Source organism: Mycolicibacterium helvum (genome assembly GCF_010731895.1).
In the GTDB taxonomy this organism is placed as follows: Bacteria; Actinomycetota; Actinomycetes; order Mycobacteriales; family Mycobacteriaceae; genus Mycobacterium; species Mycobacterium helvum.
The window spans coordinates 208,505-229,835 of record NZ_AP022596.1 but is presented as its reverse complement, the minus strand read 5'-3'; the positions used below and the strand labels follow the sequence as shown (position 1 = coordinate 229,835).

Here is a 21,331-nt window from a genome sequence, read left to right as displayed (position 1 = left end):
TCAACACCAGAAAACCATCAAAAACCCATCAGTTCGATAGGGTCCACCCCATGGCGCACCGATTCAAGGTCCGCGAGATCGCCCAGCAATCGGGGCTCTCCGAGGCCACCGTCGACCGGGTGCTCAACAATCGCCCAGGGGTACGGGAGACCACCCGCGCCGAGGTGGCGCAGGCGATAGAGGACTTGGAAAAACAGCGTGCCCAACTGCGGCTCAACGGACGGCGCTATCTGTTCGACGTGGTGATGCAGACGCCGCAGCGGTTCTCCGACGCCTTCCGTGCCGCGGTCGAAGCGGAGCTACCCGCGTTCGCCCCGGCGATGCTGCGTGCGCGCTTCCACCTGTGGGAGTCCGGGTCGACGGAGCAGACCGTGGAGACGCTCGCGCGGATCAAGGGGAGCCACGGCGTGGTGCTCAAGGGCCAGGACGAACCCGAGGTCGCCGAGGCCGTTGACCGGCTGGCGGCCTCCGGCGTGCCCGTGGTGACCTATGCGACCGACATCCCGGCCAGCTCGCGCTGTGCCTATGTGGGTATCGACAACCACGGCGCCGGCGTCACCGCCGCCTACCTGATGGACCAGTGGCTGGGTGAGGAGCCCGCCGACGTGCTGATCACCTTGAGCCGCACGGTGTTTCGTGGGGAGGCCGAACGAGAGGTCGGCTTCCGGACCGCCTTGCGCAAGTCGGGGCGCGGCATCGTCGAGGTCAGCGGCAGTGACGGTATCGACGCCGCCAACCAGCGCCTGGTGCTCGACGCCCTTGAACGGCACCCCGCGGTGGAGGCCGTCTATTCCGTCGGTGGCGGCAACACCGCCACAGTGGCGGCGTTCGACCAATTAGGACGCGTGTGCCGAGTCTTTATTGCTCATGACCTGGACCTTGACAACCGCCGACTGCTGCGGGAGGGCCGGATCTCGGCGGTGCTGCACAACGACCTGCGCGCCGACGCCCGGCTCGCGATGCGACTGATCCTGCAGCAGCACGGGGCGCTGCCCAGCGAGCCCGCCCGCCCCGTCCCGATCCAGGTGATCACCCCGTACAACCTTCCCGGCTGAACTCACCAAGTCGCTGATTCGAGGAAATCCCGACTAGCATTTCGCGCCGACGGCGACGATGAATGCACCTACGTGCCCGACGCCCAAATCTCAGAGGAGACATTCCGTGCCAGAACAGCGCGCCGAGCTCGTCGCCGGCGTGACCGTGCTGGGGAATCTGGCCATCGACGTGATCAACGGCGGCCCGAAGACCCCCGGCGGGTGCGCGTCGTTCTCTGGCGTGGCCATGGAGGCCGCCGGCGTACCTGGCGGCATCGTCGCGCTCGCCGCCGCCGCGGACCGGCCGTTGTTCGACCCGCTGCTGCAGCGTTTCGGGTCGATGATCCGGATCCTGACGGCGGACCGCACCAGCTCGTTCCGACTGGACTACGACGACGTCGATCACCGCCGGATGTCGGTGGAAGCCGTCGGCCCGGTGTGGGGCCAGGCGGAGGTTGAAGCCGCGGCCCCTGGGACGACGTGGGTGCACCTCGCACCGCTGCTGCGCACCGACTTTCCCGCCCAGACGCTGGCTCTGCTGGCGCAGCGGGGCCATCGGGTCGCCTATGACGGCCAGGGCCTGGTGCGCGCCGACCTGCTCGGGCCGCTGGTCGTGGACCGGCACTACCCGCCGGAGTTGCTGGCCCACCTCAGCATCTTGAAGCTGGCCGAGGATGAGGCCGTCATCGTCGCCGACGGACCCTTCGATGAAGCGACCGCGGCGCGCCTGGGCGTGCCCGAGATCCTGGTGACCTACGGCTCCGAGGGCTGTGACATCTACACCGGCGACAGCTGCGTGCGGGTGCCGGCCGCCTGGCGGGTGGAGGGTGTGCAGACCACCGGGGCCGGTGACATGTTCACCACCTGTTATGTGGCAAATCGTGCGGCCGGCGCCGATCCGCGCGCCGCGGCGAAAGAGGCCAGCGAACTGGTCGCCAGTGAACTGGATAAACGCCTGCGAGCGCGGCGGTAACTGAGAGCTACCCGCGAGTAGTTCTTCTCTTAGAGAATGCCATTCTCAAAAAGTGACGAATGACACATTGTTGTCTCATCTGGCGGCGGCTTGACTCTGTGAGCTGTGACTTCTACGCAGGCCCGGCGGCGTGTCGGCCTCTGGTCGTGGTCTGGCTTGCCTAAGAAAGTGCAATAATCGGTACTGCGAGTGACAGCAACTCCTGGGCTGTCGATTCTTTCGGCGCGTCCACCTGAGACAGCGACGCGGAATCCACACCTGGCGGGACATGACGAAAGGCGGGGACGTGGGTCCCAACGGCAACGGTGCTCCGGGCAACCGGCAAAAGCTGGAAAAGGTCGTCATCCGATTCGCCGGTGACTCCGGCGACGGCATGCAGCTGACCGGTGACCGGTTTACCTCAGAGGCCGCGCTGTTCGGCAATGACCTTGCGACCCAACCGAATTACCCCGCCGAGATCCGCGCTCCTCAGGGCACCCTGCCCGGCGTCTCGTCGTTCCAGATCCAGATCGCCGACTACGACATCCTCACCGCGGGTGACCGTCCCGACGTGCTGGTCGCCATGAACCCCGCGGCGCTGAAGGCCAACATTCGCGACCTGCCACGCGGTGGGCTGGTGATCGCCAACTCCGACGAATTCACCAAGCGCAACCTCGCCAAGGTCGGCTACGAGAACAACCCGTTGGAAAGCGGCGAGCTGTCTGACTACGTTGTGCAGGCCGTCGCGATGACCACGCTGACGCTGGGCTCCGTCGAGGAAATCGGTGCATCCAAGAAGGACGGCCAGCGCGCCAAGAACATGTTCGCGCTCGGACTGCTGTCGTGGATGTACGGCCGGCCGATCGAGACCAGCGAGACGTTCATCCGCGAGAAGTTCGCCCGCAAGCCCGACGTCGCCGAGGCGAACGTCCTGGCGCTCAAGGCCGGTTGGAACTACGGCGAGACCACCGAGGCGTTCGGCACCACCTACGAGATCGCCCCGGCCAAGCTGGCTCCCGGCGAGTACCGGCAGATCTCCGGTAACACGGCACTGGCCTACGGCGTGATCGCCGCCGGTCAGCTCGCCGACATCCAGGTGGTGCTCGGCACCTACCCGATCACGCCGGCGTCGGACATCCTGCACGAGCTCTCCAAGCACAAGAACTTCAACGTTCTGACCTTCCAGGCCGAGGACGAGATCGCCGGCGTCGGCGCCGCGATCGGTGCGTCGTATGGCGGCGCCCTCGGCGTGACCAGCACGTCGGGCCCTGGGATCTCGCTGAAGTCCGAAGCCATCGGCCTGGCCATGATGGCTGAGCTGCCGCTGCTGGTGATCGACGTGCAGCGCGGCGGCCCCTCGACTGGCCTGCCCACCAAGACCGAGCAGGCGGACCTGCTGCAGGTGATGTTCGGCCGCAACGGGGAGTCGCCGGTGGTGGTGCTGGCTGCCAGTACCCCTTCGGACTGCTTCGAGGTGGCCATCGAGGCCGCCCGCATTGCCCTGACCTATCGGACGCCGGTCATCCTGCTGTCCGACGGTGCGATCGCCAACGGCTCCGAGCCGTGGCGGATCCCGGACATCGACTCCTTCGAGGCGATCGAGCCCAACTTCGCCAAGGCCGGCGAGGATTTTCAGCCCTACGCCCGCGATCCGGAGACGCTGGCCCGCCAGTTCGCGGTTCCCGGCACCCCCGGTCTGGAGCACCGCATCGGCGGCCTCGAATCGGCCAACGGCTCCGGTGCCATCTCCTACGAGCCGGCGAACCACGACCTCATGGTCCGGTTGCGGCAGGCCAAGATCGCCGGGGTCAAGGTGCCCGACATCAAGGTCGATGACCCGACCGGCGATGCCGAGCTGCTCATCCTGGGCTGGGGAAGTTCCTTCGGCCCGATCGGTGAGGCGTGCCGCCGGGCGCGCCGTCGCGGGATCAAGGTCGCCCAGGCTCACCTGCGCCACCTCAATCCCATGCCGGCGAACCTCGGTGAGGTGCTGCGTAAGTACCCGAACGTGGTCGTCCCGGAAATGAACCTCGGCCAGTTGGCGTTGCTGTTGCGCGGCACATACCTGGTCGACGTCCACTCGGTGACCAAGGTGGAGGGCATGGCGTTCCTGGCCGACGAGTTGGAGGGCATCATCGACGCCGCCCTGGATGGGACGCTGGCCGAAAAGGAAAGCGATAAAGCGAAATTCGCCAGACTTGCGGCAGCTACCGTGAGTACCGGCACAGTTGGCGCAGGAGTGAACGGATGACTGACCTGATCGGCTCGGATCTGCTGGCACCTGGTGTGTCCAAGACGGCGTGGGTGCCGACCACCGACGAGCCGCAGAAAGCCAAGGACTTCACCAGCGACCAGGAGGTGCGCTGGTGCCCCGGCTGCGGTGACTACGTCATCCTCAACACGATCCGCAACTTCCTGCCGGATCTGGGCCTGCGCCGCGAGAACATCGCGTTCGTCAGCGGCATCGGCTGCTCCAGTCGTTTCCCGTACTACCTGGAGACCTACGGCTTCCACTCGATCCACGGCCGTGCCCCGACCATCGCCACCGGGCTGGCGCTGGCCCGCCCGGATCTGTCGGTCTGGGTGGTCACCGGTGACGGCGATGCACTGTCGATCGGTGGCAACCACCTGATCCACGCGTTGCGCCGCAACGTCAACATCACGATCCTGCTGTTCAACAACCGGATCTACGGTTTGACCAAGGGCCAGTACTCGCCGACCTCCGAGGTCGGCAAGGTCACCAAGTCCACCCCGATGGGCTCGCTGGACTATCCGTTCAATCCCGTGTCGTTGGCGCTGGGCGCCGAGGCGACGTTCGTCGGTCGCGCGCTGGATTCCGACCGCAAGGGTCTGTCGGAGGTGCTGAAGGCGGCCGCCGCGCACCGTGGCGCCGCACTGGTCGAGATCATGCAGGACTGCCCGATCTTCAACGACGGCTCGTTCGACCTGCTCCGCAAGGAAGGCGCCGAGGAGCGGATCATCAACGTCCGCCAGGGTGAGCCGGTGACCTTCGGCGCCAACGGCGAGTACTGCGTGGTCAAGACCGGGTTCGGGCTGGACGTCGCCAAGACTGCCGACGTCGCGGCCAGCGACATCGTGGTGCACGACGCGACCATCGCCGACTCCGCCTACGCCTTCGCGCTGTCGCGGCTATCCGAGCAGAACCTCGAGCACACCGTGATGGGTGTTTTCCGCCAGGTCAGCCGGCCGAGCTACGACGACGCCGCCCGCGACCAGGTCCGCCTGGCACGGGAGGCAACGCCGCATGACCGGCATGCGCTGCAATCGCTGCTGCGCGGTCGCGACACCTGGACCGTTGACTAGCCGAGACTAGACCGAGCCGTGAGCACGCCCGCCCCGCTGGCCGCCGTTGTGTTGGCTGGTGGGGCGTCGCGCCGGATGGGCCGGGACAAGGCCACGTTGGCGCATCCCGACGGCGGCACCACGATGGTCGAGTACACCGTGGGCGTTCTCCGGTCCCGCTGTGCACCGGTATTCGTGATCGCCGCCCCCGGCCAGGCACTGCCTGCGCTGGAAGCCGAGGTGTTGCGCGACGAGGTTCGCGGGGTGGGGCCGCTGCTGGCCACTGGCCGCGGCCTTCGGGCGGCCGCGGCGGCGGGCCTGGACCGGGCGTTCGTGAGCGCGGTCGATATGCCGTTCCTGACCACCGATGTCATCGACATGCTGGTCGGGCACCAGGGAGTGGACATCGTGCTGCCCTGGGACGGCCGCGATCACTACCTGGCCGGCATCTACCGCACTGACCTCGCTGACCACATCGACGCCCTGGTCGCCGCGGGCGAGCGCAGCATGCGGGCGCTGGCCGAGACGGTCGTCACCCAGCGGGTCGTGATTCCGGTCGGCCCGGTCCTGGCGAACGTCAATTCTCCGGCCGATCTGCAACAGCAAATAGCACAATAAACCTGTATTTTCATCCAATTTAGGCGCGAATTTCGAAATCCTGTTTATCGAATCGACATATTGCGTTCATTCTGGGTTTTTGAGCGGCAAGATCTACTGGGCCAGAACGTATTTCACTCGTCGGCGTTGCTGAAGAGCCGCGATATCCAGCCATTTCGCCTTTGGTTTCGCGCCGGACAGGGAATCGCGTGGGGACGGGGCGGTGCGCTGGATGGGGGTCGTGCCTGGCGGCTCCGGGCAGCATTTCGGCCGTCTTGAACACGCCTGGCGCGCAAGGCATTCTGGGCTCGAGCGGCCGGGACCGCCATCGCCCGGCCATCGGCCCATGGTTGGGCCGCCCGACGCGGATTTATGAAAGCCGCTCTCTGGCAAGGGATTTGATCTCCCAGCGAATACGGCACTGGCAGAGGTGTCCAGCTAATGGGATCGGCGCCTCGGGGCGCTCGAGGCCCGGAAAGTGGACGGTAGGTGCCTTGGAGCAACGGCATCGGTGTGTTCCGTTATCGAAATCCTGTGGCCCAGCCCACAAATAATGCGTGATTTAGATCACAAAATTCACAGGCATGTCAATGTAATGCCTGGTCGCGAAATGCTGGGCTGACCTGCATAGACAACTCATAGGTTGCAGTCGTGATTGTCCTGTTATCGAACCGATATAAGCCTCTCTTTGATGTGACTTCATGTGATCGGCTCCGTACGGTCCTACCCGTTCCCTTTGGGAGCAAACATCTCGACCCATAACTCCACACATTCGAACCCTGCGTGTGTGCGGGGCCGGGAGGTCCGAAGGGCCTTTCGTGGATCACCGGGTGACCAAGTCCCGAGGTGATGCCAGCCGGCCGCGCTGTCGTGCCCGACCGAGACGGCGCGACCCGAACTCCAGCAGTCCCGCTACGGGCTGCACCCCCGTCCGAGGGCGAGGGGATGGCATTCGGTGCATGCACGGCGAAAGGAAAACTGTTGAAGAACGTCCGCAAGACACTCGCACGCTCCCTCGGGATGGCCGCGATCGGCGGCGCCACCGTGGTGGCTCCGATGGTCCTCGGCACCGGTACTGCCTCGGCTGACGGCATGAACTGGGACGCGGTCGCACAGTGCGAGTCAGGCGGCAACTGGGCAATCAACACCGGCAACGGCTACTTCGGCGGCCTGCAGTTCACCATGGGCACCTGGCGTTCCAATGGCGGCAGCGGTTCCCCACACATGGCGTCGCGCGATGAACAGATCCGCGTGGCGGAGAACGTCCTGCGCAGCCAGGGGCGGGGCGCCTGGCCGGTCTGCGGCCGTCGCGGCTGAGCTAGCGCTTTCACGAGTGGCGCCGGGTCTACGGACTCGGCGCCACTCGTGTCTCTAAGAGAACTCCCTTATCAAAAATCTCAGAAAAAACAACCGACACGCCTGTAACGGCTGCATCACAAGCTGCGATTCACCTCACAGCGGCACACCAGTGCCCCCTTTGTCGGGAAGGGAAATACCAATGAGCACTTTGCGCAGGATCGTCACCCTGGCAGTCATCTCCGGAGCGCTGGCACTGGCCGGATTCGTTCTGAGCATCGGAAATGCCAGCGCCGACAGCGGCGTGAACTGGGACGCGGTCGCACAGTGCGAGTCCGGCGGCAACTGGGCCGCCAACACCGGCAACGGCTTCTCCGGCGGTTTGCAGTTCAGCGACGCGACCTGGGCCGCCAACGGCGGCGTCGGCAGCGCGGCCCACGCATCCCGCGAGGAGCAGATCCGGGTCGCCGAGAACGTCGCCCGCAAGCAGGGCATGGGCGCGTGGCCGTCCTGCGGCCAGGCCGCCGGTACCCCGGCGTTCGCTACCCCGGTGTCCGGCGGCGCTGCGCCAGCCCAGGGCGCCTGCTCGAACGTCCTGAGCGGCCCGTTCAAGTCGATCGACTTCAACAAGATGTGCCAGGCCTTCCACGATCCGGGCCGCGCCATCGCCAACGCCCTCGGTCTGCACTAAATAACTTCGCTGACGACGCCCAGCCGGCTCAAGCCGACTGGGCGTCGTTGCGTGTGGGCAGCCGAAACGCCGAGCCGGCCGCGATCGATGCAAGGTGGCGGGTCACCACGGACTCTGGCAGCACCACAGTGGCCCTGCTGGCCAGCGCGCTCAGCGCTGGTGGCCGCAGGTTCACCATCCGGCCGATCAGCCGCGATTCGGCGATGATGGCGCGGACCCGCCGCCGGCGGAACGCTGCGAAGGCGGCGAATGCGCTGGGCAGGTCGGGGGACAGGTCGACGAACGCGCCCAGCACGGCGGCATCCTCGAGCGCCTGACAGCCGCCCTGGCCCAGGTGCGGGCGCATTGGGTGGGCGGCGTCGCCCACCAGCACTACCGGTCCGGCCGCCCAGCGTCGGGCGGTCTTGCGGTCGTAGAGATCGTTGCGCAGCACCTCGGCGGGATCGGTGGCCGCCAGCATCGCCGGAATGGGCGCGGCCCACGACGCCAGCTTGGTGCGCAGATAGGCCAGCTCGCCCTGCGGTGAGGCAGCACCCTCGGGCGCGCGCTCGGTGGCGAACCAATACGTCCGGTCCGGCCCCATCGGGACGTGGCCGACCTCCGCCCCGGCCGCCATGGTCTCGCCGGCCAGATCGGCATCAATGGCCAGCGACGAGACCCCGCGCCACGCGGTGTAGCCGGCGTAGCGGTGGGGCAGCGGGCCATTGAGGTGGCGGGCCACCACCGATCCGGTGCCGTCGGCGCCCACCACCGCGTCGACGTTGCGCGTCGAGCAATCCGTCAGATGTAGCCGAACCCCGGCGGAGGCGGTGTTCAGCTCGCGCACCGCGACCCCATCGACGATCGCGCCGGGTGCCAGTGCGCCGGCCAGGATGTCCCGCAATGTGACCCGCTGCAAGACGACCAAGGGCTCGCCCAGTGCGGTGACGATCCGCTCGCCGGACGGGCGGCGCAGCCAGGCGCCATCCTTCCAACGCATCGCACCCGCGGTGATCCGGCCGCCGGCCGCCCGCACCTGGTCGCCGAGGCCGAGTTGGTCGAGAGCAGCCAGCGCGTTGGGCCAGATGCTGATGCCGGCGCCGGAGGTGGTGTCGGTCCGCTCTTCGATCACTGTGACGGAATGGCCGCGCAGGTGCAGCGCCGCAGCGGCGGCGAGTCCGGCGATCCCCGCTCCGACGACAGCGATCTCGGCCATGGGTAAAACGTAACGTGTGCTGATGACCACGGGCCCATTCGACGACCTCGACGACTACCTCGCCCTGCCGCGAGTCTCCGGACTGGCGGTGTCGGCGGACGGATCGCGAGTCGTCACCACCATCGCCGAACTCAACGCCACCAAGACCGAATACATCACCGCGGTGTGGGAGCTGGATCCGGCCGGGGCGGCGCCGGCCCGCAGGCTGACCCGTGGGGCCAAGGGCGAAGCCGCGCCGACGTTCACCGCAGACGGGGATCTGCTGTTCACCTCGGTGCGGGCGGGCGAGGACGACGACAAACCGCCTGCCGCGCTGTGGAGACTGCCGGCCGCGGGCGGGGAGGCCGCCCGGCTGGCCGAGCTGCCCGCCGGCATCACCGCCGTGCGGGCCGCGCGCACCGCGGCCACCATCGTGATCGGCGCGCCGCTGTTACCCTCGGCCGGCACCGTCGATGACGAGCGTCGGCTGCGAAAACTGCGTACTGACAACAAGATCAGCGCGATCCTGCACACCGGATATCCGGTGCGGCACTGGGACAAGGACCTCGGCCCTGGCCAGACCCACCTGTTCGGGGTCGCTGCCGACGGCGGCCTGACCGACCTCACCCGCCAGCCGGGGGCCGCACTCGGCGACGCCGACTTCGCGGTGAGCCCGGACGGTACCTATGCCATTGCCACCTGGCGGGTTCCCGCCCCGCGCGCGGCGCTGCGGTCGGTGCTGATGCGGATCGACCTGCAGACCGGTGAGCGTTCGGTGATCGCCGAGGACCTCGCCGCCGACCTGGAACACCCGGCCATCTCACCGGACGGCGCCAGTGTGGCGTTCACCCGCGAAACCGTGTCCACACCTCAGCAGGCGCCCCAAATCACGTTGTGCCACTTGAGGTTGCACTCGGGGGAGTGGACGCAGCTGGCGACCGGATGGGACCGCTGGCCGGCATCGGTGACGTGGACTCGAGACGGTGCGGCGCTGCTGGTCACCGCCGACGACAACGGCCGCTGCCCGATCTTCGAGATCAGCCTCGACGGCGACGTCCGGCAGCTCACCACCGACGACTTCAGCTACACCGACGTGGCCGCCGCGCCCGGCGGCGTCATCTATGCGCTGCGGTCCTCGTACGCGGCGCCGCCGCACCCCGTGCGCATCGACCCGTCCGGTTCGCTCACCGCGTTGCCGTGCGTGGAACTGCCTGCGCTGCCTGGCGAACTCACCGAGATCGTCGCCACCGCCGGCGACGGCACGCCGGTGCGATCCTGGCTGGTGCTGCCGGCCGGCGGGCAGGAGCGGAGCGACCCGGGAAGCAACCGAGCGAAAGAACCAGTGCCACTACTGCTGTGGATTCACGGTGGACCGCTAGGCAGCTGGAACGCATGGTCCTGGCGGTGGAATCCCTGGCTGATGGCTGCGCGTGGGTATGCGGTGCTGCTGCCCGATCCGGCGCTGTCCACCGGCTACGGGCAGCAATTCATCCAACGTGGTTGGGGTGCCTGGGGCGGACCCCCGTATCAGGACCTGATCGCGGCCGTCGACGCTGCGGTGGCCGACCCCCGCATCGACGCCGAGCGAACCGCGGCGATGGGCGGCTCATTCGGCGGCTACATGGCCAACTGGGTGGCCGGCCATACCGACCGCTTCGCCGCAATCGTCACGCATGCCAGCCTGTGGGCACTCGACCAGTTTGGCCCGACCACCGACGGTGCCTACTACTGGGCTCGTGAGATGACACCGGCTATGGCACAAGCCAATTCGCCACACCGTTTCGTCGAGCGCATCAGCACCCCGATGCTGGTGATCCACGGCGACAAGGACTATCGAGTGCCGATCGGCGAGGCGCTGCGACTCTGGTACCAGTTGCTGACCGAATCCGGGTTGCCCGCCGCCGCCGACGGCACCACGTCGCACCGGTTCCTGTATTTTCCGTCCGAGAATCACTGGGTGCTGTCCCCGCAGCACGCGAAGATCTGGTACCAGGTGGTCACGGCGTTCCTGGCTGAGCACGTGCTGGGGGAGCAGGCGCAGTTGCCCGAAACCCTGGGGTGAATCACCCCCGGTATGTTGGCGCATATGACGGCACCGCAGCGGGAATTCGACATCGTCCTCTATGGGGCCACGGGATTCGTCGGCAAGCTCACCGCCGAGTACCTGGCCCGCGCCGGCGGGGATGTCCGGGTCGCGCTGGCCGGCCGGTCGCCGGACAAGCTGCTGGCGGTTCGGCAGACCCTCGGCGAATCAGCGCAATCCTGGCCCATCCTGACTGCCGACGCCGGCTCCCCGTCATCGCTCAACGATATGGCTGCGCGCACCCGTGTCGTCATCACCACCGTCGGGCCCTATACCCGCTACGGCCTGCCGCTGGTGGCCGCCTGCGCGGCGGCGGGCACCGACTACGCCGACCTCACCGGCGAGGCGATGTTCGTGCGGCAGAGCATTGACGACTATCACAAGCAGGCCGTCGACACCGGGGCGCGGATCGTGCACGCGTGCGGATTCGATTCCATCCCTTCGGATATGAGCGTGTTCGCGCTCTACCGGCAGGCCCAGCGCGACGGCACCGGCGACCTGGGGGACACCGATTTCGTGCTGCGCGGCTTCTCCGGCGGGGTGTCGGGCGGCACGGTCGCCTCGATGATCGAGGTCTTCCGCGCCTCCTCCAACGACCCGAACACCCGGCGCATGCTCGAGGACCCCTACACGCTGACCGACGACCGAGCTGTCGAGCCCGAACTCGGCCCCCAGCCCGACCTGCCGTGGCGCCGCGGCGGCAATATTGCGCCCGAGCTGGCCGGGGTGTGGACCACGGGCTTCGTGATGGCGATGTACAACACCCGAATCGTGCGGCGCAGCAACGCACTTCTGGATTACGCGTACGGCCGCCGGTTCCGCTACGCGGAGAATATGAGTGTCGGCTCCTCAGTCGCGGCACCGGTGGCATCGGCGCTGGCGAGTGCGGCGAACAATGGTGTCGTCGCGCTGGGCAGCCGGTTCTTCCGCTTCCTGCCGCGCCGGCTGGTGGAGCGCGTCGCGCCCAAACCCGGCACCGGCCCCAGTGAGCAGACCCGCGACCGCGGCTACTACCGCGCCGAGACCTACACGACCACCACGACCGGTGCGCGCTACCGGGCCACCATTTCCCAGCAGGGCGATCCGGGCTACAAGGCAACCTCGGTGATGCTCGGCGAATGCGGGCTGGCGCTGGCACTCGACCGTGACAAGCTCTCTGATCTGCGCGGTGTGCTCACGCCCGCCGCCGCCATGGGTGACGCTCTGCTCGACCGGTTTCCGGCAGCGGAGATTTCCCTGGTGACGGTTCGCCTCAAGGACTAGTGTTCGGCTTCTAGCGCCGCACAATCCAGCAATGAAGGTGGACACCATGGCCGGTTTCGACGATCTCTTCAGTCAAATTCCCGTGGCGGATATCGCCAGCAGGCTTGGTGCCCCTGAGGAGGAAGTCAACCAGGCGATCCAGACCCTGGTGCCCACGCTCGTCGGCAGCATCCAGCACAACGTCGCCTCGGACGACGTCGACTCCAGCAAGCTCGAATCGGCTATCGCCACCGAGGGTGGCAGTGGTCTGCTCGACGGCGGCGTGAACGTCGACCAGGTGGACACGGGTGCGGGCGAACAGCTCGTCGCGCGGATCTTTGGCGGCAATGACACCAGCCAGGTGGCCTCGGCGCTGTCCGGGTCGGGTGCCGGCGGCGGTGACCTGATCAAGAAGCTGCTGCCGATCTTGATTCCCATCGTGCTGGCCTACCTGGGCAAGCAGTCGGCCGGCGGTACGGCTGCGGGCGGGACGTCCGGCGGTGGGCTCAGCGACGTGCTGGGCAGCATCCTGGGCGGGGCGAGCGGCGGATCCGGCGGCGCGAACAACCCGCTCGGCAGCATTCTGGGCAATGTGCTCGGGGGCAAACAGGGCGGCGCGATCGGCGACATCCTGGGCGGGCTGCTGGGCGGGAAGAAGTAGCACAGGTCACGGCGGCACAGGTCGCCCGCCGGGTCGGTCTCCCGCGTTCTTAGACTTGTCGGGTGACCACCACTGACGACTCTCGCGCCGACGCCCTGCCCAAGTCTTGGGAACCCGGGGCGGTAGAGACGCAGATCTATCAGGGCTGGGTCGATGCCGGCTATTTCCAGGCCGACGCCACGAGCGGCAAGCCCGCGTACTCGATCGTGCTGCCACCCCCGAACGTCACCGGCAGCCTGCACATGGGTCACGCGCTGGACCACACCTTGATGGACGCGCTGACCCGTCGCAAGCGCATGCAGGGTTACGAGGTGCTGTGGCTGCCGGGGATGGACCACGCCGGTATCGCCACCCAGAGCGTGGTCGAGAAGCAGCTCGCCGCGGACGGGAAGACCAAAGAGGACTTCGGCCGCGAGCTGTTCGTCGACAAGGTCTGGGACTGGAAGCGTCAATCCGGTGGCACCATCGGCGGCCAGATGCGCCGGCTCGGCGACGGGGTGGACTGGAGCCGGGACCGGTTCACCATGGACGACGGACTGTCGCGGGCGGTGCGCACGATCTTCAAACGCCTTTACGACGCTGGGCTGATTTATCAAGCCGAGCGGCTGGTGAACTGGTCGCCCGTCCTGGAGACGGCGATCAGCGACCTCGAGGTCAAATACGAGGACATCGAGGGCGAGCTGGTGTCGTTCCGGTATGGGTCGATGGACGACTCCCAACCGCACCTTGTCGTGGCCACCACCCGGATCGAGACCATGCTCGGTGATACTGCGATCGCGGTGCATCCCGACGACGAGCGCTACCGGGACCTGATTGGACGCACCGTACCCCACCCATTTCAAGACCGGCAGATCCCGATCGTTGCTGACGCGCACGTCGACCCCGAGTTCGGCACCGGCGCAGTCAAAGTCACTCCCGCTCACGACCCCAACGACTTCGAGATCGGGATGCGGCACAACCTGCCGATGCCCTCGATCATGGACACCAAAGGCCGGATCGCCGACACTGGAACGCAATTCGACGGTATGGACCGCTTCGAGGCTCGGGTCAAAGTCCGCGAGGCGCTGGCCGCCGAGGGGCGGATCGTCGCCGAGAAGCGGCCATACCTGCATAGCGTCGGGCACTCCGAACGCAGCGGTGAGCCGATCGAGCCGCGGCTGAGCCTGCAGTGGTGGGTGAAGGTCGAATCGATGGCCAAGGCGGCGGGCGACGCGGTGCGGGACGGCGACATTGTGATCCACCCGAAGAGCCTGGAGCCGCGCTGGTTCGGCTGGGTCGACGATATGCACGATTGGTGCATCTCTCGTCAGCTGTGGTGGGGGCATCGCATTCCGATCTGGCACGGTCCCGACGGTCAGAAGGTGTGTGTCGGGCCCGACGACACCCCGCCGGAGGGCTGGGAGCAGGACCCCGATGTGCTGGACACCTGGTTCTCCTCGGCGCTGTGGCCGTTCTCCACCATGGGCTGGCCTGAGCGGACGCCAGAACTGGAGAAGTTCTATCCGACAAGCGTTTTGGTGACCGGATACGACATCCTGTTTTTCTGGGTGGCCCGCATGGTGATGTTCGGCACGTTCGTGTCGGGCGACGAGACCATCACCCTCGACGGCGCGCGTGGACCCCAGGTGCCGTTCGAAAACGTCTTCCTGCACGGGCTGATCCGCGACGAGCACGGCCGCAAGATGAGCAAGTCCCGGGGCAACGGGATCGATCCGCTGGACTGGGTGCAACTGTTCGGCGCAGACGCCTTGCGGTTCACGCTGGCTCGCGGCGCCAGCCCCGGCGGTGATCTGTCCATCGGCGAAGACGCGGCCCGGGCCTCCCGCAATTTCGCCACCAAGCTGTTCAACGCGACCCGGTTCGCGCTGATGAACGGCGCCGCGCTGGCACCGCTGCCGGATGCCGCCGACCTGACCGACGCCGACCGCTGGATCCTGGGCCGGCTGGAAGAGGTTCGGGTCGAAGTGGATTCGACGCTCGATGGCTACGAGTTCAGTCGGGCGTGCGAATCGCTCTACCACTTCGCCTGGGATGAGTTCTGCGACTGGTACCTGGAGTTGGCCAAAGTGCAACTGGCCGAGGGGCTTTCGCGCACCACCGCAGTGCTCGCCGCAGTGCTGGATACCCTGCTCAAGCTGCTGCACCCGGTGATGCCCTTCGTTACCGAGGTGCTGTGGAAAGCGCTGACCGGTGGCGAATCACTGGTGATCGCGCAGTGGCCGACGGCCTCCGGGATCGCACTGGATCCGGTTGCGGCGGGGCGGATCGCTGATATGCAGAAGCTGGTGACCGAGATCCGGCGGTTCCGCAGCGACCAGGGTCTGGCCGACCGGCAGAAGGTGCCGGCCCGGCTCTCGGGGATCGATGCCGCCGGGCTGGACGGTCAGGTCGCCCCGGTCACCGCCCTGGCCTGGCTGACCAAATCGGGTGCGGACTTCACGGCAAGCGCCCACATCGAGGTGCGGCTCTCGGGTGGCACCGTCAACGTCGAGGTCGATACCTCGGGCACCGTCGACGTGGCCGCCGAACGCCGCCGCCTGGAGAAGGATCTGGCCGCTGCGCGGAAGGAATTGGCAGGCACCGCAGCCAAACTCGGCAACGAGGCATTCCTGGCCAAGGCGCCCGACGATATCGTCGCCAAGATCCGGTCCCGTCAGCAGCTGGCCAGCGAGGAAGTCGAGCGGATCACCGCACGGCTGGCTGCGCTGGCATGACCCTGCCGGAGCCGCTGGACGGGCGATCTGAGACCCAGCCGCCGACGCCTGACGAGATCGCCGCGCTGTTGCAGGTGGAGCATCTGCTCGATCAGCGCTGGCCGGAAACCAAGCTGGAGCCCAGCACCACCCGCATCGAGGCGCTGATGGAGGTGCTCGGCTCACCACAGCTGAGCTATCCGTGCATCCACATCGCCGGGACCAACGGCAAGACGTCGGTGGCTCGCATCGTCGATGCGCTGCTCACGGCGTTCAGCCGCCGGACCGGGCGCACCACCAGCCCGCACCTACAGTCCGCCGTCGAGCGCATCGCCATCGACAACGAGCCGATCAGCCCGGCGCGCTACGTCGAGGTCTACCGCGAGATCGAACCGTTCGTTCAGATGGTCGACGCTCAATCAGAAGCCAGCGGTGGCCCGCGTATGAGCAAGTTCGAAGTGCTCACCGCCATGGCGTTCGCCGCCTTCGCCGACGCACCCATCGACGTCGCTGTCATCGAGGTCGGGATGGGTGGGCGCTGGGATGCCACCAACGTCGTTGACGCGCCGGTGGCGGTGATCACCCCGATCGGCATCGATCACACCGAGTACCTTGGCGACACCGTTGCCGAGATCGCCGCCGAGAAAGCCGGCATCATCGGTGCGCCGCGCGGCGATCTGGTCCCGATCGACACCGTCGCGATCATCGGTCGCCAGGCGCCCGAAGCGATGGAAGTGCTTCTGGCCCAGGCGGTTGCGTCCGACGCTGCGGTGGCCCGCGAGGATTCCGAGTTCGCCGTGCTGGATCGCCAGGTTGCCGTCGGTGGGCAGGTGTTGCAGTTGCAAGGTCTCGGCGGGGTGTACCCCGACATCTTCCTGCCGCTGCACGGTGAGCATCAGGCCCACAACGCCGTCGTGGCGCTGGCCGCGGTCGAAGCGTTTTTCGGCGCCGGCTCCGACCGGCAGCTGGATATCGACACGGTACGAGCCGGATTCGCCGCGGCGGCCAGCCCCGGCCGGCTCGAGCGGATGCGCAGCGCGCCGACGGTGTTCATCGATGCCGCGCACAACCCTGCCGGCGCGGCCGCTCTCGCCGACGCACTCGGCACTGAGTTCGACTTCCGATTCCTCGTCGGAGTGCTGTCGGTGATGGGGGACAAGGACGTCACCGGCATCCTCACCGCGTTGGAGCCGGCGTTCGACCAGGTCGTCGTCACACACAACGGCTCACCCCGCGCACTCGAGGTCGATGCTCTGGCGATGCGGGCGGAGGAGATCTTCGGGCCGGACCGGGTGGTGCGCGCCGAGACGCTGCCCGACGCGATCGAGGTCGCCACTGCATTGGTCGAGGACTCGCAGGGAGAATCCGACGGATTCTCCGGGGCCGGAATCGTCATCACCGGATCCGTGGTGACCGCGGGCGCGGCACGCACCCTGTTCGGGAAGGACCCGCAATGACCGACACGCCCGAGGTGCCCAAGCCCGATGCCGCCGGCCCGGCGGCTCCACCGCCGGATCCCTGGAAGTCCTTCCGCGGCGTCATGGCCGGCACGCTCATCCTCGAAGCGATCGTGGTCCTGTTGGCGCTGCCCGTCGTCAACATGGTCGGCGGTGGGCTCACCGCCTGGTCGACGGCCTATCTCGTCGGCTTTGCGGTGTTCCTGGTGCTGCTGGCCGGCGTGCAGGGGCGGTCGTGGGCGGTCTGGCTGAATCTGGGTGTCCAGCTGATCCTGGTCGCCGGGTTCGTCGTGTACCCCGCCGTCGGGATGGTCGGGCTCGTATTCGCGATCGTCTGGGGGATCATCGCCTACCTCCGCGTCGAGGTCCTGCGCAGGCAGCGCCGCGGCCTACTGCCCGGCCAGCAGTAGCCACTTGGCTGACGGGTACGCTGTGCGCCGTGACTGCGCCGGTGACGATGCAGAGCGAAGCGATGAGGAGGAGCGGCGCCCGTGACTGAGCGGACCCTGGTTTTGATCAAGCCCGACGGCGTCGAGCGACGGGTGGTCGGCGAGATCATCAGCCGAATCGAACGCAAAGGCCTGACGATCGCTGCCCTGGAGCTCAAGCAGGTCAGTGACGAGCTGGCCCGTGCGCACTACGCCGAGCACGACGGCAAGCCGTTCTTCGACTCGCTGCTGGAATTCATCACCTCAGCCCCGGTGGTGGCGGCGATCTTGGAAGGCCCCCGTGCGATCGCGGCGTTTCGCCAGCTCGCCGGTGGAACCGACCCGGTGGAGAAGGCCACACCGGGCACGATCCGCGGTGATTTCGGCCTGGAAACGCAGTTCAATCTCGTGCACGGCTCGGACTCTCCAGAGTCCGCCGAGCGCGAGATCGGCCTCTGGTTTCCCGGCATCTGAGCGGCTTTCCCGCGCCACTGTCGTCCGAACAGGGTGTGTGGTGTGGGATACTGATGCCGGATGTGCCCACAAGGCGCATCCGGATGAAGACTTACGACGTGCGCGACCACTGCACCATTGGTGAGGCGCCGACCGTCACAGCCGTCATTCAGCCAGGCACCGGGCGCGTTCCCCATGAACAGTTCGGAGCGAGACCATAAACAAGTCCGGGCGAATCAACCCGGGCAAATAGCGGAAGCCCTCGCGTGGCCGCGTCGATGTGACGCGCCCGGGGGCTTGAGGAGAATACGTGGCCGACGATGACCTCTTTCAGGAACTACCCGAAAACGAACCCCAGACGGAGTGGGGACCCCCGGCAGTCGCCGCGGGTCACGACCTGCCTGAGCGCCTGAGGGTGCATTCGCTGGCACGGGTGCTTGGCACCACCAGCCGACGCGTGCTCGACGCCTTGCGCGAGCTCGACGGCCGCACGCGGAGTCCGCACTCCAGCGTGGATCGCACCGATGCGGTGCGGGTCCGCGATGTGCTGGCGGCCGGCGACGAGGGCAGCGCCGCGGAGCCCGCGGCGCAGGAGGCCCTGGCACTTGAGGTCAACGAGGTGCTCGAGGTCGACACCGAGGCTGTAGAAGCCGCCGGGATTGCCGAGGCCTCCGAGGCCCCCGAGGCTGCCGCAGCTTTCGAGGAGCCCGAGTCGCGGCTGATCCTGGAGACCGCCCCGGTCGAGCAGGCGGCATACATGCCGTTATTCGTCGCCCCCCAGCCGGTCGAGGCCGAACGCCCCGTCGCCCGTGATGACGAGGACGACGACGAGGATGACGACGACGAGGACGACGAGTCCGCCGCCGAAACCGACGGCGACCAGTCCGAGCGCCCGGCCAACCGGCGCCGCCGCCGTGGCCGCCGTGGCCGTGGCCGTGGCCGTGGTGAGCAGGGCGGTCCGGACGGCGAGGACCGCGACGATTCCGAGCGGCCCGAAGGCGCCGACGAGAACGCCGAGGCCGGCGAGGAGTCCGAGGGCGACGACGAGGGTGACGACGAGTCGGGCAGCGGTGAGGCCGCGACCCGGCGGCGCCGCAGGCGGCGGCGTCGCAAGTCCAACGGTGGCGATGACGCCGAGGGCGGGTCGTCGGATGACCCGCCGAACACCGTGGTCCACGAGCGCGCTCCGCGCAAAGAAAAGGACCGCGACCCCGACGCCATCCAGGGCATCAGCGGCTCCACCCGGCTGGAGGCCAAGCGTCAGCGCCGCCGCGACGGCCGTGACGCCGGCCGCCGGCGCCCGCCGATCCTGTCCGAGGCCGAATTCCTGGCCCGCCGCGAAGCCGTCGAACGTGTCATGGTGGTGCGCGACAAGATCCGCACCGAACCCCCGCACGAGGGTGCCCGGTACACCCAGATCGCCGTCATGGAAGACGGGGTCGTCGTCGAGCACTTCGTGACATCGGCCGCGTCGGCGTCGCTGGTCGGCAACATCTACCTCGGCATCGTGCAGAACGTGCTGCCGTCGATGGAGGCCGCGTTCGTCGATATCGGCCGTGGTCGCAACGGTGTGCTCTACGCCGGTGAGGTGAACTGGGAAGCCGCCGGCCTAGGTGGTGCGCAGCGCAAGATCGAGCAGGCCCTCAAGCCTGGTGATTACGTCCTCGTTCAGGTCAGCAAGGACCCCGTCGGCCACAAGGGTGCGCGACTGACCACCCAGGTGTCGCTGGCCGGGCGCTACCTGGTCTACGTGCCGGGTGCGTCGTCGACCGGCATCAGCCGCAAGCTGCCTGACACCGAGCGTCAGCGGCTCAAGGAGATCCTGCGCGACGTGGTGCCCGACGATGCCGGTGTGATCATCCGGACCGCCTCGGAAGGCGTGAAGGAAGAAGACATCCGCGGCGACGTCACCCGGCTGCAGGAACGCTGGACCACGATCGCCGAGCAGGCCGCTACGACCAAAGCCAAGGCCGCCGGCGCCGCTGTCGCGCTCTACGAAGAGCCCGACGTGCTGGTCAAAGTGATCCGCGACCTGTTCAACGAAGACTTCTCCGGCCTGATCGTCTCCGGCGACAGCGCCTGGGAGACGATCCATGACTACGTCAATTCCGTTGCGCCCGACCTTATTTCGAAGCTGACGAAGTACGACTCGCCGGGCGGCCCTGGTGGGCCGGACGTGTTCGCGGTACATCGCATCGACGAGCAGCTGGCCAAGGCGCTGGATCGCAAAGTGTGGCTGCCCTCGGGTGGCACCCTGGTGATCGACCGTACCGAGGCCATGACGGTCGTCGACGTCAACACCGGAAAGTTCACCGGTGCCGGCGGCAACCTCGAGCAGACCGTCACCAAGAACAACCTCGAGGCCGCCGAGGAGATCGTGCGTCAGCTGCGACTGCGCGATATCGGCGGCATCGTGGTGATCGATTTCATCGACATGGTGCTGGAGTCCAACCGCGACCTGGTGCTGCGGCGGCTGACCGAGGCGCTGGGCCGCGACCGCACCCGTCATCAGGTGTCGGAGGTGACCTCGCTCGGACTGGTCCAGCTGACCCGTAAGCGACTGGGCACCGGGCTGGTGGAGGCGTTCTCGACCACCTGCACACACTGCAGCGGTCGGGGCATCGTGTTGCACGCCGATCCGGTCGACACCGCGCAGGCCGCCGGACGTAAGTCTGAGTCGGGCGCTGCCAGCACCAGCGGTGGGCGGCGGGGCAAGCGGGGCAAGCGGGGCCGCCCCGAAGAGGTCGCGGCCGTGGCGAAGGTGCCCCAGCACTCCAGTGAGCACCCGATGTTCAAGGCGATGGCTGCTGCCAACGGCAAGCACGAGGACGACGAGGCCGAGGAAGAGCTGGCCGACGAGCTCGAGCGGGAGACGATCTCCGAAGAAGACGTCGATACCGTCGAGCGGGTCGCCGACGCCGAGTCCGCCCTGGATACCGAGGACGAAGTCGACTCCGACGAGGACGAGGACGAGGACGAGTCCACCGAAGACCTTGACGAAGCCGACGACGACCTGGACGAGGACGACGAGGACGACGACGACGATATCGACGTCGACCTGGACGAAGACGACGAGGACCTCGACGAGGACAACTTGGACGTCGTCGACGATGACGATGACGACGAGGATGACGACGAGGATGAGGACGAATATGACGTCGACCAGCCCGTCGTGACCCAGGCACCGGTGGTGTCGGCCGGCCGGCAGCGGCGCCGGGCGGCAGCACGTCCGGCTGGACCGCCAGCTTCCTAGAGTGGCGGTTTGAC

16 protein-coding genes are annotated in these 21,331 nt (G+C 67.4%); 15 read left to right on the top strand and 1 reads right to left on the bottom strand.

The genetic code is table 11. The features are described from left to right. Nucleotides 1–50 precede the first annotated feature (50 nt). The 7 genes from G6N38_RS01095 to G6N38_RS01065 all read left to right on the top strand — a co-directional run bounded on the left by G6N38_RS01095 (nt 51) and on the right by G6N38_RS01065 (nt 7,873). Nucleotides 51–1,055, top strand: coding sequence for a LacI family DNA-binding transcriptional regulator (locus G6N38_RS01095; RefSeq protein WP_163745864.1), 1,005 nt, complete (start codon nt 51–53; stop codon nt 1,053–1,055). A 106-nt stretch (nt 1,056–1,161) separates the two neighbouring features. Continuing rightward, nucleotides 1,162–2,007 carry a PfkB family carbohydrate kinase gene (locus G6N38_RS01090; protein ID WP_407662887.1) on the top strand — a complete coding sequence of 282 codons (846 nt, stop codon included), beginning with the start codon at nt 1,162–1,164 and terminating at the stop codon, nt 2,005–2,007. A gap of 286 nt (nt 2,008–2,293) precedes the next feature. Further along, nucleotides 2,294–4,237: a 2-oxoacid:acceptor oxidoreductase subunit alpha gene (locus G6N38_RS01085; protein WP_163745863.1), complete on the top strand. Its 1,944-nt coding sequence runs from the start codon at nt 2,294–2,296 to the stop codon at nt 4,235–4,237. After that, entirely contained in the window at nt 4,234–5,310 is a 1,077-nt protein-coding gene (locus G6N38_RS01080; RefSeq protein ID WP_163745862.1) for a 2-oxoacid:ferredoxin oxidoreductase subunit beta, read from the top strand. Before G6N38_RS01085 ends, G6N38_RS01080 begins: the two co-directional genes overlap by 4 nt. 18 nt (nt 5,311–5,328) lie before the next feature. After that, nucleotides 5,329–5,907: a molybdenum cofactor guanylyltransferase gene (gene mobA / locus G6N38_RS01075; protein ID WP_163745861.1), complete on the top strand. Its 579-nt coding sequence runs from the start codon at nt 5,329–5,331 to the stop codon at nt 5,905–5,907. Nucleotides 5,908–6,867: 960 nt separating this feature from the next. Then, entirely contained in the window at nt 6,868–7,203 is a 336-nt protein-coding gene (locus G6N38_RS01070) for a transglycosylase family protein (protein ID WP_163745860.1), read from the top strand. A 181-nt stretch (nt 7,204–7,384) separates the two neighbouring features. Continuing rightward, nucleotides 7,385–7,873, top strand: coding sequence for a transglycosylase family protein (locus G6N38_RS01065; RefSeq protein ID WP_163745859.1), 489 nt, complete (start codon nt 7,385–7,387; stop codon nt 7,871–7,873). 28 nt (nt 7,874–7,901) lie between these two features. Here G6N38_RS01065 and G6N38_RS01060 read toward each other — a convergent pair whose 3' ends face one another. Further along, on the bottom strand, nt 7,902–9,068 hold the full coding sequence (locus G6N38_RS01060) for an FAD-dependent oxidoreductase (RefSeq protein WP_163745858.1): 1,167 nt from the start codon (nt 9,066–9,068) through the stop codon (nt 7,902–7,904). 22 nt (nt 9,069–9,090) lie between these two features. On the opposite strand from G6N38_RS01060, the gene G6N38_RS01055 reads away from it, so the two are divergent. The 8 genes from G6N38_RS01055 (at nt 9,091) to G6N38_RS01020 (ending at nt 21,317) form a co-directional block, all read left to right on the top strand. Next, nucleotides 9,091–11,109 carry a S9 family peptidase gene (locus G6N38_RS01055; protein ID WP_163745857.1) on the top strand — a complete coding sequence of 673 codons (2,019 nt, stop codon included), beginning with the start codon at nt 9,091–9,093 and terminating at the stop codon, nt 11,107–11,109. A 24-nt stretch (nt 11,110–11,133) separates the two neighbouring features. After that, a complete protein-coding gene (locus tag G6N38_RS01050) occupies nt 11,134–12,393 on the top strand; it encodes a saccharopine dehydrogenase family protein (RefSeq protein WP_163745856.1) in 1,260 nt (419 codons plus the stop codon). 46 nt (nt 12,394–12,439) lie between these two features. Then, nucleotides 12,440–13,033, top strand: coding sequence for a DUF937 domain-containing protein (locus tag G6N38_RS01045; RefSeq protein ID WP_163745855.1), 594 nt, complete (start codon nt 12,440–12,442; stop codon nt 13,031–13,033). A gap of 62 nt (nt 13,034–13,095) precedes the next feature. Next, nucleotides 13,096–15,747, top strand: a complete 2,652-nt coding sequence (locus G6N38_RS01040) for a valine--tRNA ligase (protein ID WP_163745854.1) — start codon at nt 13,096–13,098, stop codon at nt 15,745–15,747. Beyond that, nucleotides 15,744–17,183 (top strand): bifunctional tetrahydrofolate synthase/dihydrofolate synthase, encoded by a 1,440-nt coding sequence (gene folC, locus G6N38_RS01035; RefSeq protein ID WP_163745853.1) that lies wholly within the window; start codon nt 15,744–15,746, stop codon nt 17,181–17,183. The genes G6N38_RS01040 and folC overlap by 4 nt, the downstream gene beginning before the upstream one ends. Beyond that, the gene (locus G6N38_RS01030; RefSeq protein ID WP_163745852.1) at nt 17,180–17,593 is read left to right on the top strand and encodes a DUF4233 domain-containing protein; all 414 of its coding nucleotides are present in this window, start codon (nt 17,180–17,182) and stop codon (nt 17,591–17,593) included. The genes folC and G6N38_RS01030 overlap by 4 nt, the downstream gene beginning before the upstream one ends. Before the next feature lie 81 nt (nt 17,594–17,674). Further along, a complete protein-coding gene (gene ndk / locus G6N38_RS01025) occupies nt 17,675–18,085 on the top strand; it encodes a nucleoside-diphosphate kinase (protein ID WP_163745851.1) in 411 nt (136 codons plus the stop codon). A gap of 289 nt (nt 18,086–18,374) precedes the next feature. After that, complete coding sequence (locus G6N38_RS01020) at nt 18,375–21,317, top strand: ribonuclease E (RefSeq protein WP_163745850.1); 2,943 nt, start codon at nt 18,375–18,377, stop codon at nt 21,315–21,317. The last annotated feature ends 14 nt before the right edge of the window (nt 21,318–21,331 follow it).